This is a genomic window from Methyloferula stellata AR4, from assembly GCF_000385335.1.
Taxonomy (GTDB): Bacteria; Pseudomonadota; Alphaproteobacteria; order Rhizobiales; family Beijerinckiaceae; genus Methyloferula; species Methyloferula stellata.
The window spans coordinates 2039032-2054426 of the sequence record NZ_ARWA01000001.1 but is presented as its reverse complement, the minus strand read 5'-3'; the positions used below and the strand labels follow the sequence as shown (position 1 = coordinate 2054426).

Annotated in this window: 15 protein-coding genes; 9 read left to right on the top strand and 6 right to left on the bottom strand. The window is 57.8% G+C overall.

Annotated elements, in window-relative coordinates:
* The first annotated feature begins 183 nt into the window (after nucleotides 1–183).
* Nucleotides 184–3078, top strand: a complete 2895-nt coding sequence (uvrA, locus tag A3OQ_RS0110155) for an excinuclease ABC subunit UvrA (RefSeq protein WP_020175278.1) — start codon at nucleotides 184–186, stop codon at nucleotides 3076–3078.
* 239 nt (nucleotides 3079–3317) lie between these two features.
* Nucleotides 3318–3482 carry a Flp family type IVb pilin gene (locus A3OQ_RS0110150; RefSeq protein ID WP_020175277.1) on the top strand — a complete coding sequence of 55 codons (165 nt, stop codon included), beginning with the start codon at nucleotides 3318–3320 and terminating at the stop codon, nucleotides 3480–3482.
* Nucleotides 3483–3548: 66 nt separating this feature from the next.
* On the opposite strand, the gene A3OQ_RS0110145 is transcribed toward A3OQ_RS0110150, so the two are convergent.
* Nucleotides 3549–4478, bottom strand: coding sequence for a histone deacetylase family protein (locus tag A3OQ_RS0110145; protein WP_026595698.1), 930 nt, complete (start codon nucleotides 4476–4478; stop codon nucleotides 3549–3551).
* A gap of 291 nt (nucleotides 4479–4769) precedes the next feature.
* Here A3OQ_RS0110145 and A3OQ_RS0110140 point away from each other — a divergent pair, with 291 nt between their 5' ends.
* From A3OQ_RS0110140 to A3OQ_RS21960, 7 genes are all read left to right on the top strand, one after another.
* On the top strand, nucleotides 4770–5375 hold the full coding sequence (locus A3OQ_RS0110140; RefSeq protein WP_020175274.1) for a L,D-transpeptidase: 606 nt from the start codon (nucleotides 4770–4772) through the stop codon (nucleotides 5373–5375).
* Between the two features lie 184 nt (nucleotides 5376–5559).
* Entirely contained in the window at nucleotides 5560–5838 is a 279-nt protein-coding gene (locus A3OQ_RS24860; RefSeq protein ID WP_200860000.1) for a hypothetical protein, read from the top strand.
* A gap of 346 nt (nucleotides 5839–6184) precedes the next feature.
* Nucleotides 6185–6973 carry a hypothetical protein gene (locus A3OQ_RS0110130; RefSeq protein WP_020175272.1) on the top strand — a complete coding sequence of 263 codons (789 nt, stop codon included), beginning with the start codon at nucleotides 6185–6187 and terminating at the stop codon, nucleotides 6971–6973.
* 14 nt (nucleotides 6974–6987) lie between these two features.
* Nucleotides 6988–7323: a hypothetical protein gene (locus A3OQ_RS0110125; protein WP_020175271.1), complete on the top strand. Its 336-nt coding sequence runs from the start codon at nucleotides 6988–6990 to the stop codon at nucleotides 7321–7323.
* 33 nt (nucleotides 7324–7356) lie between these two features.
* Nucleotides 7357–7641 (top strand): hypothetical protein, encoded by a 285-nt coding sequence (locus A3OQ_RS0110120; RefSeq protein WP_020175270.1) that lies wholly within the window; start codon nucleotides 7357–7359, stop codon nucleotides 7639–7641.
* 128 nt (nucleotides 7642–7769) lie between these two features.
* Nucleotides 7770–8756 (top strand): hypothetical protein, encoded by a 987-nt coding sequence (locus A3OQ_RS0110115; protein WP_244427126.1) that lies wholly within the window; start codon nucleotides 7770–7772, stop codon nucleotides 8754–8756.
* Between the two features lie 232 nt (nucleotides 8757–8988).
* Nucleotides 8989–9204, top strand: a complete 216-nt coding sequence (locus A3OQ_RS21960) for a GIY-YIG nuclease family protein (protein ID WP_020175268.1) — start codon at nucleotides 8989–8991, stop codon at nucleotides 9202–9204.
* Between the two features lie 38 nt (nucleotides 9205–9242).
* Here A3OQ_RS21960 and A3OQ_RS0110105 read toward each other — a convergent pair whose 3' ends face one another.
* The 5 genes from A3OQ_RS0110105 to A3OQ_RS0110080 form a co-directional block, all read right to left on the bottom strand.
* Nucleotides 9243–9590 carry a hypothetical protein gene (locus tag A3OQ_RS0110105; RefSeq protein WP_210162193.1) on the bottom strand — a complete coding sequence of 116 codons (348 nt, stop codon included), beginning with the start codon at nucleotides 9588–9590 and terminating at the stop codon, nucleotides 9243–9245.
* Nucleotides 9590–9973, bottom strand: coding sequence for a hypothetical protein (locus A3OQ_RS0110100; RefSeq protein WP_040579997.1), 384 nt, complete (start codon nucleotides 9971–9973; stop codon nucleotides 9590–9592). Before A3OQ_RS0110100 ends, A3OQ_RS0110105 begins: the two co-directional genes overlap by 1 nt.
* Nucleotides 9974–9982: 9 nt before the next feature.
* Complete coding sequence (locus A3OQ_RS24855; RefSeq protein WP_020175265.1) at nucleotides 9983–10450, bottom strand: hypothetical protein; 468 nt, start codon at nucleotides 10448–10450, stop codon at nucleotides 9983–9985.
* A gap of 198 nt (nucleotides 10451–10648) precedes the next feature.
* Nucleotides 10649–11359 (bottom strand): hypothetical protein, encoded by a 711-nt coding sequence (locus tag A3OQ_RS24850; RefSeq protein ID WP_020175263.1) that lies wholly within the window; start codon nucleotides 11357–11359, stop codon nucleotides 10649–10651.
* A 54-nt stretch (nucleotides 11360–11413) separates the two neighbouring features.
* On the bottom strand, nucleotides 11414–15094 hold the full coding sequence (locus A3OQ_RS0110080; RefSeq protein ID WP_020175262.1) for a vitamin B12-dependent ribonucleotide reductase: 3681 nt from the start codon (nucleotides 15092–15094) through the stop codon (nucleotides 11414–11416).
* Between the last annotated feature and the right edge of the window lie 301 nt (nucleotides 15095–15395).

The window sequence follows — 15395 nt, the reverse complement described above, 5'->3', positions numbered from 1 at the left end:
GCGCCTGGTCTTTCCCCAAAAGACGCGATTGCCGCAGGGGATGGCGCGAGTTTGGCATGGCGAGGCCGTGGCCGAGCCCCTAAATTAGCGCTATCTCGCCGCTTTACCCTTTGCGCAGGTTCCCGGAACAGTATGAAGACCCCCAGATCGAGAAAAGCGACGTCCGAGACCGCAGAACTCGCATTGGAGCCCCGTTCCAACCTCCGCAATATCACGGTGCGCGGGGCGCGGGAGCATAATCTCAAGAACGTCGATCTGACGATCCCGCGCGACAAGCTTGTCGTTTTCACCGGGCTTTCGGGGTCTGGGAAGTCGTCGCTCGCCTTCGACACGATCTATGCCGAGGGCCAGCGCCGCTATGTCGAGTCGCTCTCGGCCTATGCGCGGCAGTTCCTGGAAATGATGCAAAAGCCGGACGTCGATCAGATCGACGGGCTTTCGCCGGCGATTTCGATCGAGCAGAAGACTACGTCGAAGAACCCGCGTTCGACTGTCGGAACCGTCACCGAGATTTCCGACTATATGCGGCTTTTATGGGCGCGCATCGGCATTCCCTATTCGCCCGCGACCGGCCTGCCGATCGAGAGCCAGACGGTCTCCCAGATGGTCGATCGCGTGCTGGCTCTTCCCGAGCGCACAAGGCTCTTTCTGCTGGCGCCCGTGATCCGCGGCCGCAAAGGCGAATATCGCAAGGAAATCGCCGATTTCATGAAGCGCGGCTTTCAACGGCTGAAAGTCGACGGGCAATTCTACGAGATCGCCGATGCGCCGGCGCTCGATAAGAAGGTGAAGCACGATATCGAGGTCGTCGTCGACCGCATCGCCGTGCGCGAGGATATCCGCGCGCGGCTGTCGGAGAGTTTCGAGACCGCGCTCGAGCTGGCCGACGGCATATCGATCATGGAATTCGCCGACGAGAAGGAAGAGGACGGCACGCCGAAGCGGATCGTCTTTTCGTCTAAATTCGCCTGCCCCGTCTCAGGTTTCACAATTCCCGAGATCGAGCCGAGGCTCTTCTCCTTCAATGCGCCTTTCGGCGCTTGCCCCGTCTGCGGTGGCCTTGGCGTCGAGCCCAAGGTCGATCCCGAGCTGATCGTCCCCGATCCTAAAGTCACATTGCGCAAAGGCGCCATCGCGCCCTGGGCCAAATCGACCTCGCCTTATTATCAGCAGACGCTCGAAGCGCTCGGCAAGCATTTCAAGTTCCGGCTCGATACGGCCTTCGCGAACCTGCCGAAGGAGATCCAAAAGCTCCTGCTCTACGGCTCGGGCACTGAATCGGTGCGCTTCACCTATGACGACGGGATGCGCACCTATGACATCAACAAGCCCTTCGAAGGCGTCATCCGCAATCTCGAGCGGCGCTATCGCGAAACCGAGAGCGAATGGTCACGCGAGGAGATTGCGCGCTTCATGACGTCCGAGCCCTGCTCGGCCTGTCATGGCTATCGGCTGAAACCGGAAGCGCTCGCGGTGAAGATCGATATGAAACATATCGGCGAGATCACCGAACTCTCGGTCCGCAACGCGCATGCCTGGTTCGAGGCGCTGCCTGCGAAACTCGATGCCAAGCGCAACGAGATCGCCAAGCGCATCCTGAAGGAGATCCGCGATCGGCTGTCCTTCCTCATCGATGTGGGGCTCGACTATCTCACTTTGGCCCGCGCGTCGGGCACGCTCTCCGGCGGCGAGAGCCAGCGCATCCGGCTGGCCTCGCAGATCGGCTCCGGCCTCACCGGCGTGCTTTATGTGCTCGACGAACCGTCGATCGGCCTGCATCAGCGCGACAATGCGCGGCTCCTCGAAACGCTCCGCCGATTGCGCGACCTCGGCAATAGCGTCATCGTCGTCGAACATGACGAAGACGCTATATTGACCGCCGATCATGTCGTCGATGTCGGCCCCGGCGCCGGAATTCATGGCGGCGAGATCATCGCGCAAGGCACCGCGCAAGAGATCATGGCCAATAAGAAGTCGCTCACCGGCCAATATTTATCCGGCGTGAGAGAAGTCGCCGTGCCGCGCATGAGGCGCAAGCCGGAGGCGGCCCGCAAGCTGAAGATCGTCAATGCCTCCGGCAATAATCTGAAAAACATCACGACCGAGATCCCGCTCGGCCTCTTCACGGCCATCACCGGCGTTTCGGGCGGCGGCAAGTCAACGCTCATCATCGACACGCTTTATAAGGATGTCGCGCGCCGCCTCAATGGCGCCCTCGAACACGCGGCGCCGCATGAGCGCATCGACGGGCTCGAACATCTCGACAAGGTGATCGACATCGATCAATCGCCGATCGGCCGCACGCCGCGCTCGAATCCTGCGACCTATACGGGCGCCTTCACGCCGATCCGCGAATGGTTCGCAGCGCTCCCCGAAGCCAAGGCGCGCGGCTATTTGCCCGGCCGCTTCTCGTTCAACGTGAAGGGCGGCCGTTGCGAGGCTTGCCAAGGCGACGGCGTCATCAAGATCGAGATGCACTTTCTGCCGGACGTCTATGTCACCTGCGACGTTTGCAAGGGCAAGCGCTACGACCGCGAAACGCTAGAGGTCAAATATCGCGACAAGTCCATCGCCGACGTGCTCGACATGACGGTCGAGGAAGCGGGCATATTGTTCAAGGCCGTGCCGTCGATCCGCGAAAAGATGGAGACGCTGTCGCGCGTGGGCTTGGGCTATATCAAGGTCGGCCAGCAGGCGAATACGCTTTCCGGCGGCGAGGCGCAGCGGGTGAAACTCGCCAAGGAATTGGCGCGCCGTTCGACCGGCCGCACGCTGTATATTCTGGACGAGCCGACGACGGGCCTGCATTTTCACGATGTCGCGAAGCTTCTCGAAGTGCTGCACGAGCTTGTCGATCAGGGCAATTCGGTCATCGTCATCGAGCATAATCTCGAAGTCATCAAGACGGCGGACTGGGTGATCGATCTCGGCCCCGAGGGCGGCGACGGCGGCGGCGAGATCATCGCCGAGGGACCGCCGGAAGCAATCGTCAAAGTGAAGCGCTCCTACACCGGCAAGTTCCTTGCCGATGTGCTGGCGCGCCGGCCGCTCAAGAAAGAAAAAGCCGCGGCAGAGTAAAGAAAAGGATAACGCACGGGTATCAAAATGCCGTGCGTTACGCCGCTTCAGTTGCGTTTAGCGCCGCTGCTTCGAGCTCGCCGCAAGTAGACGGCGATGCTTCGACACAACGCTTCCGGACGCGGGAATTATAAGTAAATGTACCTATTTTTCATTTACGAGACTACAAGATCTTGGATGTAGCCTGCACGCGATCCGGGGCCACGATGGCACCGCGACACCGGAACGGGAAACACCCTATGCAGAATCTTTTATCGCTTTTTTCGCGTGATGAGTCTGGCGCGACGGCCATTGAATATGGACTGATCGCCGGCCTGATCGCCGTCGTCATCATTGCGACGATCACGACCGTTGGAACGAGCCTGTCGGCCAAATTCAACGCCATCGCCGCCAATCTGACCTGAGCTTTTTCGCTCAAGACCGAACGCGTCTCCGGATCGCTTGCCGCAGATCCGGAGACGCGTTTTCTTTCAGGCGCTCATCAGCATCAAAAGATGCGCGGCGGATGAGGCCGCCAGACCTTCGAGATCATAGCCGCCTTCGAGGACCGAGACGATCCGGCCCTTGGAATGTTTGGCCGCGAGCCCCATCAGCTTCTCGGTGATCCAGGCGAAATCCACCGCTTCGAGATTGATGCTGGCCAGCGGGTCGAGCCGGTGCGCGTCGAAGCCCGCCGAAATCACGATGAGGTCCGGCGCGAAAGCGTCGACGCGTGGCAAAACCCGCGTTTCCATCGCCGCGCGAAAGGCCTCGCTGCCGTCGCCGGGGCTAAGCGGCGCGTTGACGATCGTATTATGCTCTCCCACTTCGCCCACGGCGCCCGTGCCCGGAAACAAAGGCATCTGATGCGTCGAGCAATAAAGCACGCTCGGATCGTCCCAGAAGATATCCTGCGTGCCATTGCCGTGATGCACGTCGAAATCGACGATCGCGACGCGTTCAGCGCCATGCACGGCCTGCGCATGGCGGGCCGCGATGGCGGCCGTATTGAAGAAGCAAAAGCCCATCGGAGTCGCGCGTTCGGCATGATGGCCGCACGGCCGCATGGCGACGAAGGCGTTCGCAGCATTGCCGCGCATGACTTCATTGACCGCCGCCGAGGCACCACCGATCGTATGCATCAAGGCCGTCCATGTGCCTGGGCTCATGATCGTGTCGCCGTCGACCCGTACGAGCCCTTCCTTCGGCGCGGCGTTCTCGATCGCCCGGACATATTCCTCCGGATGGACCCGCAGCAGCGCCGGGGTATCGGCGCCTGGCGCCAGGGCGCGGTGAAGGTTTTGGAAACGTTCATGTTCGACCATCTGCTCGATGATTCGCAAACGGTCGGCCCGCTCCGGATGGCCGGCACCCGTATCATGTTCCAATCCGGACGGGTGACTCAGAAAAAGCGTGGTCAAGGCAAGCTCGCTGGCTGACAGAGAAAGGCAAGGGCCCCTCGCCTTTGTCCAGCATGGCGCGGGAGAGGAACGGCGCGGTTTATGACGGGCTTCGCAGCTTCTGTCCAAGCGAAAGTGAACGGCTGATTAAGCTTTACAGGAAGAAACACAGCTTGGGTCTCCCTAAAATTGTTTCTTTTCGGCCACAGCTCGGCGCGTTCTGTCATTCGCGGGGGTGAATGACGCATAAGTTTATGGAGTGTGTTGGCGTGCTGCGTTAATCGAGAAAACGAAGGTTTTGGGGGATTTTGAATGTTGTTTCGTGCGGTTTTCGCAGCGCTGCCTGCGGCTCTTCTTCTCAGCGGTTGCATGTATACGCCGATGCCCGACCCGTCCCTGTCGTCACGCGACGCCGAATTCCTCGCGGTCGTGCCGAAATACGATGTCGACAACAATTTCAAGCGCTATCTGGTCGAAGATCCGACCGGGGAAGCGCCCGGCACGATCATCGTCGATACCAGAGACAAGTTCCTCTATTTCGTTCTGCCCGGACGTAAGGCGGTCCGCTACGGCGTCGCCGTCGGCAATGAAGCCTCGGGCTGGACCGGCACGGCCACTGTCGGCCGCATGGCCGAATGGCCGCATTGGATGCCGCCGGCCGACATGCTCGAGCGCTGGCCGCACCTGAAGCCAACGGCCGCTGCCGGTGGCCTCGAAGGCGGCCCCGACAATCCCTTGGGCTCGCGCGCGCTCTATCTCTACCAGGGCAACAAGGACACGCTCTACCGCATCCATGGGACGAACGAGCCCGAGAAGATCGGCCAGAACGTTTCGTCGGGTTGCATCCGCATGACCGATATCGACGCGATCGATCTCTACAACCGGGTCAAGATCGGCACCAAGGTCATTGTCCGCTAAAGAGCCGGACTAAGAGCCAGATATGTGTGGGAGGACTTAAGTCCTCCCTGCCCGTCTTAGCACTCCTACGCACATCTTTACGTTAAAATTAACGCTTGCTGAACCGGACTTTCACTCAGGCTTCACCTGTGATCTACAATATGACCCATGGGGGTCAGGACAAAGTAGATACTGGAGGAGTTTCATGAAAACCAGTTTGAAATTGGCCCTGGCGGCGGGCCTGACCATTGCAGGGATCGGCTATTCCGCATCCTCTGCATCGGCACTCCCGATAAGCGGGCTTGACCCCGCGATCGCCACATCGAGCGATGTGGCACAAAATGTCGATAAAGTCTGGTGGTGCGGCCGTTGGGGCTGCCATCGCGGTTGGGGCTATCGCCGGTGGGGCTATTGGCATCGCCCCTATTATGGCTGGCATCGCCCCTACTATGGCTGGCATCGCTGGGGCTGGCGCCGCTGGTGAGTACGGACAGGCCGCCGCGATATAAAGCTCAAGTCTAACGCAAGCCTCTGGGAATAGAGGTTCCTCTTGCTGGGAATGTCGTCCCGGTTCGACTGAAAAATGTGAGCCCCGACGTGTGCCGCGCGTCGGGGCTTTTTCGTTGAATGCGGCACAAGGCCGACCGCAAGCCCGGCTGCGAAAGACTGCACCTTGGCGAGACGGGAGCGAAAAACCGCTTCACCTCCCCTCAGCCCCGGCAAGTTGCACGTGACTTGCACCGGCTCCAATAAGGACCTAGATGGGATCAATTTTACCGGGCGGCGCTGCGAAGGCCCCCCGCATTCAGCAACAGCGCAAGGAGAAACCCATGGCAGAGGGGGTTTTTGTCGTCCTGTCCGATCCGGCGACGAAAAAAGAAGAAGCGTATCACAATCACTACCCAGAATTTATCGATAGCATCACAAGCATTCCGGGCGTGAAAAAGGTTCATAGCTTCATGTTCGGCCCGCATCAGGTCGATGTGCGGCCGCTGCAGCAGTTCTTCTTGATCTTCGAGCTTGAAGACGTAGAGCCTGTCCGTAATGCCGTCGCGGAAAAATATGGCGTTAAGACCTCCAAGGAAAACCTGCGTTTCCCAGATGTTTTCGATGCCACAACGATTATGCCGACGTTTTTCGAATATGCTTCGCCCGTCATCCCCGCCCCGAACGCAGCTGATACGCCGATCGAACAGCAAGAGATCGTCATCTCGTTGCTCAGCGTGACGCTCGATAAGCAGGCGACTTTCGTCGAAGACTATTTGAACGAGCGTTTGCCAACCATGATCGAAATCCCGAACCAGATTTCGGGGCAGGTTTTCGCATTGAGCAAATTCCAGATCCAGAACGCGATCTATCCGTTCATAGCGCTTTATAGAAACAATGACGGCAAGTCTGTCGTGTCGTCATGGCCCAAGCCCAATACCAATTGGCGTTCGATCGCCGCGGCCCGCGCGACAGACCCGACGATCCGTCAAGACGGCCGCTTATACGGCATGAAGACGCGCGACTTCATGTTCGTGCCCTATGTGAAGCCGGAACCGCCGCCGCCCCCGCCGCCGAAACCAGCACCTGCGGCAAAACCCGCCGAAGCGCCGAAGCCCGCGGAAGGCGCCTGACAACACAAGCATTCATGGCCGGGCTTGTCCCGGCCATGAACTGCGCGCCTCTATCAAGCTGCGAGGGCACCGTGACGGTTTTCTGGATCTCGTTCCTCGATCCCGAGCGGCCGGTCGGGAAAAAGGCGACCGGCGTCGTGATCGTCGAGGCGGATGCACCCGAAGCGGCGCTCGATTCCGTCACGCGCCAGAAGCTTCATCCCGGTGGCGACCCGACGATCGAAGACATCACGCATCGCGCGCCATCATCCGAATGGTTCAACCGCATTCTCTCAGGCAAAGAAGCCCGCGACGTCACAAGGCTCATGTGCATCGCCTCACAAGACAGGTTCGACGACGATGAGGATTGAGACGACCCGGCTCGCCTGCGAAGGACTGATGCTATGAGGCTTGAGCCGAAGAGCGCGGAGCCGAAAGCGCTCACGACTATTCTTCAAACCGGAGGCCGCGAGGTAAAGATCTCGGTTCTGGACAAGGGCTTCATCTGCGAGATTGAAGTCGATCTGCCCAAATACGAACTGCTTCAGATCAACAGCGATAGCTGGGTGCTGTGCCGCCCCAAACAGCTCGATGATCCGCTGGCGCTCGTGCGCCGCCGCGAAGCCGCCCGCCTTCTGACGCCGGACGAGCAGCGCTATTGGAAGATGTGGCGCACGCTGCAGCTGTGAGCGGTTTACCGCCTTCATGCGCGATCCCCATATCGTGATTGGCGCCGATGTAACGATCCTCCTCCTGCCGCGTAACGACCATGAAGGGGCGAGAGAAGCGCCGCCTCGCGATGCGACAGGAGGGCCGGTTGAACCGACGCACGGGACTGGGCGTGATCGCCGCCGCGATAGCGGGCCCGCTGATCGGCCCGCGCTTTCAAAACGCCGCCGCGCAATCGGTCTACATGCCCGCTCAAGGCATGCCCTATGAGGCCTATGACGCCTTGCCGCGAACGAATGTCGCGATCGGCAAGAGCACGATCGGGGTTGCCTTCGCGCCGGGCGAGATCGCGCTGGCGAGAGAAGCCGTGCTCGCCTGGATCGATAAAGCGGCGCAAGCGGTCGCAACCTATTATGGCCGGTTCCCTGTCTCTTTCGTAAGACTGCTCATCCTGCCTGTCGATGGCAGCGGCGTCCGCGCCGGCACGACATGGGGCTATGCGGGCGCAGCCATAAGGATGCAGCTTGGCCGCGATGCCAGCGCCGACCAGCTCAAGCGCGATTGGCGGATGACGCATGAATTCGTGCATCTGGCCCTTCCCGATGTCGTGCGGCGCCACACTTGGCTTGCCGAAGGGCTCGCCGTCTATATCGAGCCGATCGCGCGGGTTCAGTCGGGCGATCTCACCGCGCAATCGATCTGGGGCGACATGGTGCGCGACATGCCGAAAGGCTTGCCCGCTAAAGGCGACAAAGGTCTCGACTTCACGCCGACTTGGGCGCGCACCTATTGGGGCGGCGCTCTGTTTTGCCTTTTGGCCGATCTCGACATCCGCAAAAGAACGGGCAACCGGCTCGGCCTGCAAGACGCCATGCGCGGCGTGCTCGCGGCGGGCGGCACGCATGAAGTCGAATGGCCGATCGGCAAGATCCTTGAGACCGCCGATCATGCCGTGGGGATCGACGCGATGAGCACGCTTTACGATCGCTGGCGGGCTGCGCCGGTGACGCCCGACTTGCCGGCGCTTTGGCGCGATCTCGGCATCGATGCCACAGACGACGGCACGATTCATCTGCGCGACGACGCGCCCTTGGCCGCCGCGCGCGAGGCGATTACGCGAAGGCCGGGTGATTAAAACCCTCATCCTGAGGAGCATACGCAGCATGCGTGTCGAAGGACGAGGGTTTGTTGAAAGAGGTTGCCAACGATCCCTCGCCCTTCGAGACGCCGCTTTCAGCGGCTCCTCAGGGTGAGGGGATTATGCTTGCGATAATTTGTAGTAGCGGCGCTAAACCAAAACCCTCATCCTGAGGAGCGCCTGCAAGGCGCGTCTCGAAGGACGAGGGTTTTGCGAGGTTGATAAACAAATGAGCCAAGGTGCATCGATCTACATTTTGCGATGCGCCGACGGCACCTATTACACGGGCATCACGCGTCGCTCTGTTGAAGAGCGCGTGAGTAAGCATAGGCAAAAGCTCGCCGATAGCTACACCGCACGGCGCTTGCCGATCGAATTGATCTTCAGCGAAACTTACGAGCGTGTAGATGAAGCCATCGCGGCGGAGCGGCGCATCAAAGGCTGATCGCAGACACATCGACCCATTCGAATAGGGTTGAAGACTTATTCGACGAACCAATTATACTCAGTTCCGTCAAAACCGTAATACCTACTTCTAAATGCGGAAAGTGCCCCCTCGTATTGCGACATCGCGAGGATTGCGTCCCCATATTGGGGCAGCGCATCATCGTCTAAAAGATCAAGGTACTTTGCCTCGGCTTGGCCTTCCAAGCATGCTTTTGCGTCCACCAAAACTCGATTAATTAAATCCACTTTGCTTTTACTTAATAAGGCTTCCGGTTTCTTTTTTCCTAGATCTTTCAGCTCTTTATAAAGCGCTGTAAAGACAGCTATTATAGCATCGTAGGCGTCCGCATTTTTCCGAGACGTAAATAGCTTGTTAGCTCGCATCATTTTTTCTCATTGATTTTTTTAGGAGGGGCCGTTCTTATTTTTTCTCCACTGTCAGAGATAATAAAGCTCCACCTACTCATCTCTTGCCGAATATTATCTGATCGAAGTCTTTCAAGTTCTTCCAAATATTGACTGACCACCAGAGCCACATCGCTGTTAGATGGTACGTCGTCTTCATCAAATTTGACGAAATCTTTGAAAGGCTGATACTCCGTGCCAAGGACAGCATTCGCTTCGACAATAGCCGTATTAACAAGTTTTAATTTGAATTTGTTTAAGGCATCATTGGACGATTTTTTCGCTAACGCGGTGACTTCTTTGTGCAAGCCTTCCATTTGGCCCATGACTTTTTCAAGCTGCTTCACTTGCTGCAATTTCATATTAATTCCTTAGGAAGGGCAGGCTCGTTTAAAATCGACATAAGCTTTTTTTAGAAGGTCTAGCGGCGAACGTTGCTTGCTCTCAAATACCTCTACCATTTGTTCTATATCGGCGTCAGTTAAAGTGACGATACAGCGTCGTTGTCCTGACCATAAATCAATTGTGCTTTGAAGCCGGGCTTTCTTAAGCCGGTTTCTTGTGACCAAAACGCCAAACCTTCCCAAACTATCGGTCATATAACGATTTAGTTGATTGACGTGATCGCGAGAAACCTCTGCTACATTCTTTAGCTCAAACACAATCTGACTCGACCCGTAGTCGCTATAGAGCTCCTGTAGGAACGGTTCTCGCCGTCCATTATAAAAAATCAAATCCCTGATGATTGCACCGCTGTCAGTTCGGCTTTGAACAGCTGCAAAATCTAAATGCGGATAAAACAATGATGGAAACAGCTCTCCAATCGCCTCCTCATACATACGGTCTGCATTTTCGCTTTTTCCAGAAGGTAACTTCCGAATAGTTTCGAACTTCCGCTTTGCGGAAACTACCGGGATTTGCGAAAAAAGCGGATCATTTTGGCAATCGTCGCGGCTACGCTCCTTTTCTTTGATGTACGAATCTACAACGCCGTAATTCCGTCTATTGAAATTGAGGACTTTTACTCTCTCTAAAGGCTAACCTGGGTGAAAAATCTCATCTTGTGGGCAATGGTGTTCAAAATAATTATCATAAGAAATCCATGGCATAAAACGCAAAAATCTTTTCGGCACCAAAATGAGAGGCTCGCCTGATTGTGGATTTATCGGCAATTCAACCTTTTCAAATTCGAAGTCGTTCTTTTGATAGTTGTAAATGTGGATGTTAGTAAAGCCGGTTGGTATACGAAGTGAATGACACTGGTCTATCGTAAAATCGACCAGAAAAGATTTTATAAAGTTGCAGGTGAAATCACTAATGCGGTCTTTTGAAATGCCTTCAATAAAGAATTGAATTTCCTCAAAGTGCCTAAATCCTTTTGTTTGATAATTGGGTATCTCCCGAAAAAGATCCAAAATCTCCGCTGCTTTATTTTTTGAAATGCGTTTTCCTTTCCTTTTCCCAGACGATCCCAATCCGACTTCATCACACTCGGAAGCCCTCACAAGGATATTTATTGCCTTTTCGCGCTCGCCGCGCCCGTCGAGCATCCCTAAATGATTAAAGGCATTTATAAGCGAAGTGTGAAGCGCTTGATCCAATTGGGACGGAGACTTCCATAGTAAGAAAGGATCGACATAGAGAGGGACATCTTCGTTAAAAAATGGAATAGCAAAGTCCAAATCGACCTGTGGTACTGCTATTCCATGAAAATCGGTCAGTCTTGGATTAATAAGCAAGCGCGACATCTTACAATTGAACTTTGTTGCAGCTGCTGCTGTTGTTGCAGTAGTAGCGACCCCTCAGCTACACCCCGTCGTGGCGCCGCAGGTGTCGCACTTGAGGCAGGTGCCGTTCCTCACCAAAGTGAAGTTGTTGCACTCGGGGCAGGATTCGCCCGTATAGCCTTTCATCCGCGCTTCGGACCGCCTGTTCGCGACCTCGGAACGCTCGGACGATGCCGGGCTCCAATCGAGCGCGCCAAGCTCGGCTTCCACTTCATGTTCGAGATCATGCTTCAAGGCCGTCGCGGCACCGGCCGCGGCTGCCTTGCGGGCGCCGCCTTGCAGCAGCATCAGCTTGTCGCGCACGAAGCCCGATGAGACGAGCTTGCCCGCGCCGCCGGACACGCCGGATGATGCACCGCCGCCTTGCGGCTTGCTCTGCGCCTCGCCCTTGCCGAGCACGTCATGGCCGATCTCGCTCGGATCGATATGGGCCAAATCGTTGCGGCCGAGGTAGGAGATGGCGAGTTCGCGGAACACATAGTCGAGGATCGAGGTCGCGTTCTTGATCGCCTCATTGCCCTGCACGAGACCCGCGGGCTCGAAGCGCGTGAAGGTGAAGGCATCGACATATTCTTCGAGCGGCACGCCATATTGCAGGCCGACCGAAATCGCGATGGCGAAATTATTCATCAGCGAGCGGAAGGCCGCGCCTTCCTTATGCATGTCGATGAAGATCTCGCCGATCCGGCCATCCATATATTCGCCGGTGCGCAGATAGACCTTATGGCCACCGACCACCGCCTTTTGCGTATAGCCTTTGCGGCGATCGGGCAGACGCTCGCGCTCGCGCGTGCGTTCGATCCGTTCGACGATGCGCTCCACGATCTTTTCGGCGACGACAGCGGCGCGTGCCGGCGCATTGGCGACCAGCAAAGTTTCGACCGCGTCCTCGGCCTCGTCGTCCTCGTCATCGATCAATTGCGAGTTCAAGGGCTGCGAGAGTTTCGAACCGTCGCGGTAAAGCGCGTTGGCCTTCAGCCCGAGACGCCAGGAGAGCATATAGGCCTCCTTGCAATCCTCGACCGTCGCATCATGCTGCATATTGATCGTCTTCGAGATCGCACCCGAGATGAAGGGCTGCGAAGCCGCCATCATGCGAATATGGCTCTCGACCGAGAGATAGCGCGTGCCGATGCGGCCGCAGGCATTGGCGCAATCGAAGACGGGCAGATGCTCGGCTTTAAGATGCGGCGCGCCTTCGAGCGTCATGGCACCGCAGACATGCACATTGGCAGCCTCGATGTCCTGTTTCGAAAAGCCGAGGAAGCTCAGAAGATCGAAGCTTCCATCATCCAATTTTTCTTCCGGCACGCCCAATTGCTTGACGAGGAAATCCGCGCCGAGCGTCCATTTGTTGAAGACGAATTTGATGTCGAAGGCCGACGCCAAAGTCTTTTCGACCTCGGCCAACTTCTCGTCGGTGAAGCCCTTGCGCTTCAGACTCGTGTGGTTGATCGCGGGCGCCTGCCCCAATGAGGCATGGCCGACCGCATAGGCCTCGATCTCGGCCAAATCGGATTCGCCATAGCCGAGCGCGCGCAAAGCCTCCGGCACAGCGCGGTTGATGATCTTGAAATAGCCGCCGCCAGCAAGCTTCTTGAACTTCACCAGAGCGAAGTCGGGCTCGATGCCGGTCGTGTCGCAATCCATGACGAGGCCGATCGTGCCGGTGGGCGCCACGACCGAGACCTGCGCATTGCGGAAGCCATGCTTTTCGCCGAGCGTCACAGCGCGCTCCCAGGCCGCTTCCGCATGTTTGGCGAGCGCCTGATCGCGCAGCGCGGCGCGGTCGAGCGGCACCGGCGGAACGGCCAAAGCCTCATAGCCCGCCGCTTCGCCTTGCGCCGCGCGCTGATGGTTGCGCATCACGCGCAGCATGGCGGCGGCATTCTTATGATAGCGCGGGAAAGGTCCGAGCTCGCCCGCCATCTCGGCCGAGGTCGCATAGGAAATGCCGGTCATGATGGCCGACAGCGCGCCGCAGATCGCGCGGCCCTCGTCGGAATCATAAGCGATGCCGGACGACATCAGGAGCCCGCCGACATTGGCAAAGCCAAGGCCCAAGGTGCGGTAGTCATAGGAGAGCTGGGCGATTTCCTTTGAGGGAAATTGCGCCATCAGCACCGAGATTTCGAGCACCACCGTCCACAGCCGGACGGCATGTTCGTAGCTCGCGATGTCGAAGGTCTTGCTCTGCGGGTCGCGGAACTGCAACAGGTTCAGCGAGGCGAGATTGCAGGCCGTATCGTCGAGGAACATATATTCCGAGCACGGGTTCGACGCGACGATCGCCCCACCTGCCGGACATGTGTGCCAATCATTGATGGTCGTGTGATATTGCAGGCCCGGATCGGCCGAGGCCCAGGCGGCATAGCCGATCTTCTCCCACAAGGCGCGGGCCTTCATGACCTTATGCGCACGGCCGTCGAGGCGGCGGGTCAAAGCCCATTCGCGATCCTCTTCGACGGCCGCGAGGAAATCATTGGTCACGCGGACCGTATTGTTCGAATTCTGCCCGGCAACGGTGAGATAGGCCTCCGAATCCCAATCCGTATTGAAGGTCTCGAATTCCATATCCTTATAGCCCTGGCGGGCGAATTGGATGATCTTCTTGATCGACTGATCCGGCACGAAGGCGCGGCGCGCGAGCTTGATCTCTTTCTTCAAGGCCGGATTCTTGTCCGGATTGAAGCAATCGTCGCCCGGCCCTTCGCAATTCACGCAGGCGCGCAGAATGGCCTTCAAGGCCTTCTTCACGACCTTCGAACCGGCAACCAGCGCCGCGACTTTCTCTTCCTCGCGTACCTTCCAATCGATGAAGGCCTCGATATCGGGGTGATCGGCATCGACCACGACCATTTTGGCAGCGCGGCGCGTGGTGCCGCCCGATTTGATCGCGCCGGCCGCGCGGTCGCCGATCTTCAAGAAGGACATCAGGCCGGAGGATTTGCCGCCGCCCGAAAGCTTCTCGTTCTCGCCGCGCAGCTTCGAGAAATTGGAGCCGGTGCCCGAACCATATTTGAAAAGCCGCGCCTCGCGCACCCAAAGGTCCATGATGCCGCCCTCGTTGACGAGGTCGTCGGCGACGGACTGGATGAAACAGGCATGCGGCTGCGGATGCTCATAGGCCGATTTCGATTTGACGAGCTTGCCCGTTTCGAAATCGACATAATAATGGCCCTGGCTCGGCCCGTTGATGCCATAGGCCCAATGCAGGCCGGTGTTGAACCATTGCGGCGAATTGGGCGCCGCCATCTGCTTTGCCAGCATGAAGCGCAATTCGTCGAAGAAGGCCTGGGCGTCCTCTTCGCTGTCGAAATATTTGCCTTTCCAGCCCCAATAGGTCCAGGCGCCTGCAAGCCGGTCGAAGACTTGCTTCGCCGAGATCTCGGAGACGAAACGATCGGGCTTGGCGAGGTTTTCGAGCGCCGCCTCGTCGGGTGCGCCGCGCCACAGGAAGGACGGCACGTCGTTTTCCTCGATCCGCTTCAGATGGGCGGGCACGCCGGCTTTGCGGAAATATTTCTGCGCCAGAACATCGGCCGCGACCTGGCTCCAGGCCTGAGGCACTTCGATCCCATCGAGCGAAAAGACCACCGACCCGTCCGGATTGCGAATCTCGCTCTTGGTCGAGCGAAACGCGATCTCCGCATAAGGTGACTGTCCGGCCTTAGTGTAATGCCGCTCGATCCGCATGTGTCCTATCCCCTGAAAATCGGCTGCCTGCCCACCTGAAACCCCTCATCGTCGCCAGATGAGGCCGGTTCCCACAGCCTTACTGACCCTAGGATGCGGCGGAATCACCACCGCAAGCAATAGATATTATCGGGCCACACAACACTAAATGTTGTGGATTAATATAAGAATAACGGGGATGAATCGCCAGGTCCGATAGGTCCGGACAAGCTAAGGCTGGCCGGTATTTGGGGGCCGAGTCGCGGTTTTTGGCAAGGCTCCAGCTCGGGTTCTTTCGGCCCCCTCTGGACAGTGGGGAAAG

Coding starts and splice junctions, on each gene's coding strand:
- A3OQ_RS0110125 (WP_020175271.1), top strand. CDS start 6,988: ATGGCCGGGCTTGTCCCGGCCATGAACTGCGCGCCTCTATCAAGCTGC.
- A3OQ_RS0110130 (WP_020175272.1), top strand. CDS start 6,185: ATGGCAGAGGGGGTTTTTGTCGTCCTGTCCGATCCGGCGACGAAAAAA.
- A3OQ_RS0110100 (WP_040579997.1), bottom strand. CDS start 9,973: ATGAAATTGCAGCAAGTGAAGCAGCTTGAAAAAGTCATGGGCCAAATG.
- A3OQ_RS0110105 (WP_210162193.1), bottom strand. CDS start 9,590: ATGCGAGCTAACAAGCTATTTACGTCTCGGAAAAATGCGGACGCCTAC.
- A3OQ_RS0110120 (WP_020175270.1), top strand. CDS start 7,357: ATGAGGCTTGAGCCGAAGAGCGCGGAGCCGAAAGCGCTCACGACTATT.
- A3OQ_RS0110080 (WP_020175262.1), bottom strand. CDS start 15,094: ATGCGGATCGAGCGGCATTACACTAAGGCCGGACAGTCACCTTATGCG.
- A3OQ_RS24850 (WP_020175263.1), bottom strand. CDS start 11,359: ATGTCGCGCTTGCTTATTAATCCAAGACTGACCGATTTTCATGGAATA.
- A3OQ_RS21960 (WP_020175268.1), top strand. CDS start 8,989: ATGAGCCAAGGTGCATCGATCTACATTTTGCGATGCGCCGACGGCACC.
- A3OQ_RS24855 (WP_020175265.1), bottom strand. CDS start 10,450: ATGTATGAGGAGGCGATTGGAGAGCTGTTTCCATCATTGTTTTATCCG.
- A3OQ_RS0110140 (WP_020175274.1), top strand. CDS start 4,770: ATGTTGTTTCGTGCGGTTTTCGCAGCGCTGCCTGCGGCTCTTCTTCTC.
- A3OQ_RS0110150 (WP_020175277.1), top strand. CDS start 3,318: ATGCAGAATCTTTTATCGCTTTTTTCGCGTGATGAGTCTGGCGCGACG.
- A3OQ_RS24860 (WP_200860000.1), top strand. CDS start 5,560: ATGAAAACCAGTTTGAAATTGGCCCTGGCGGCGGGCCTGACCATTGCA.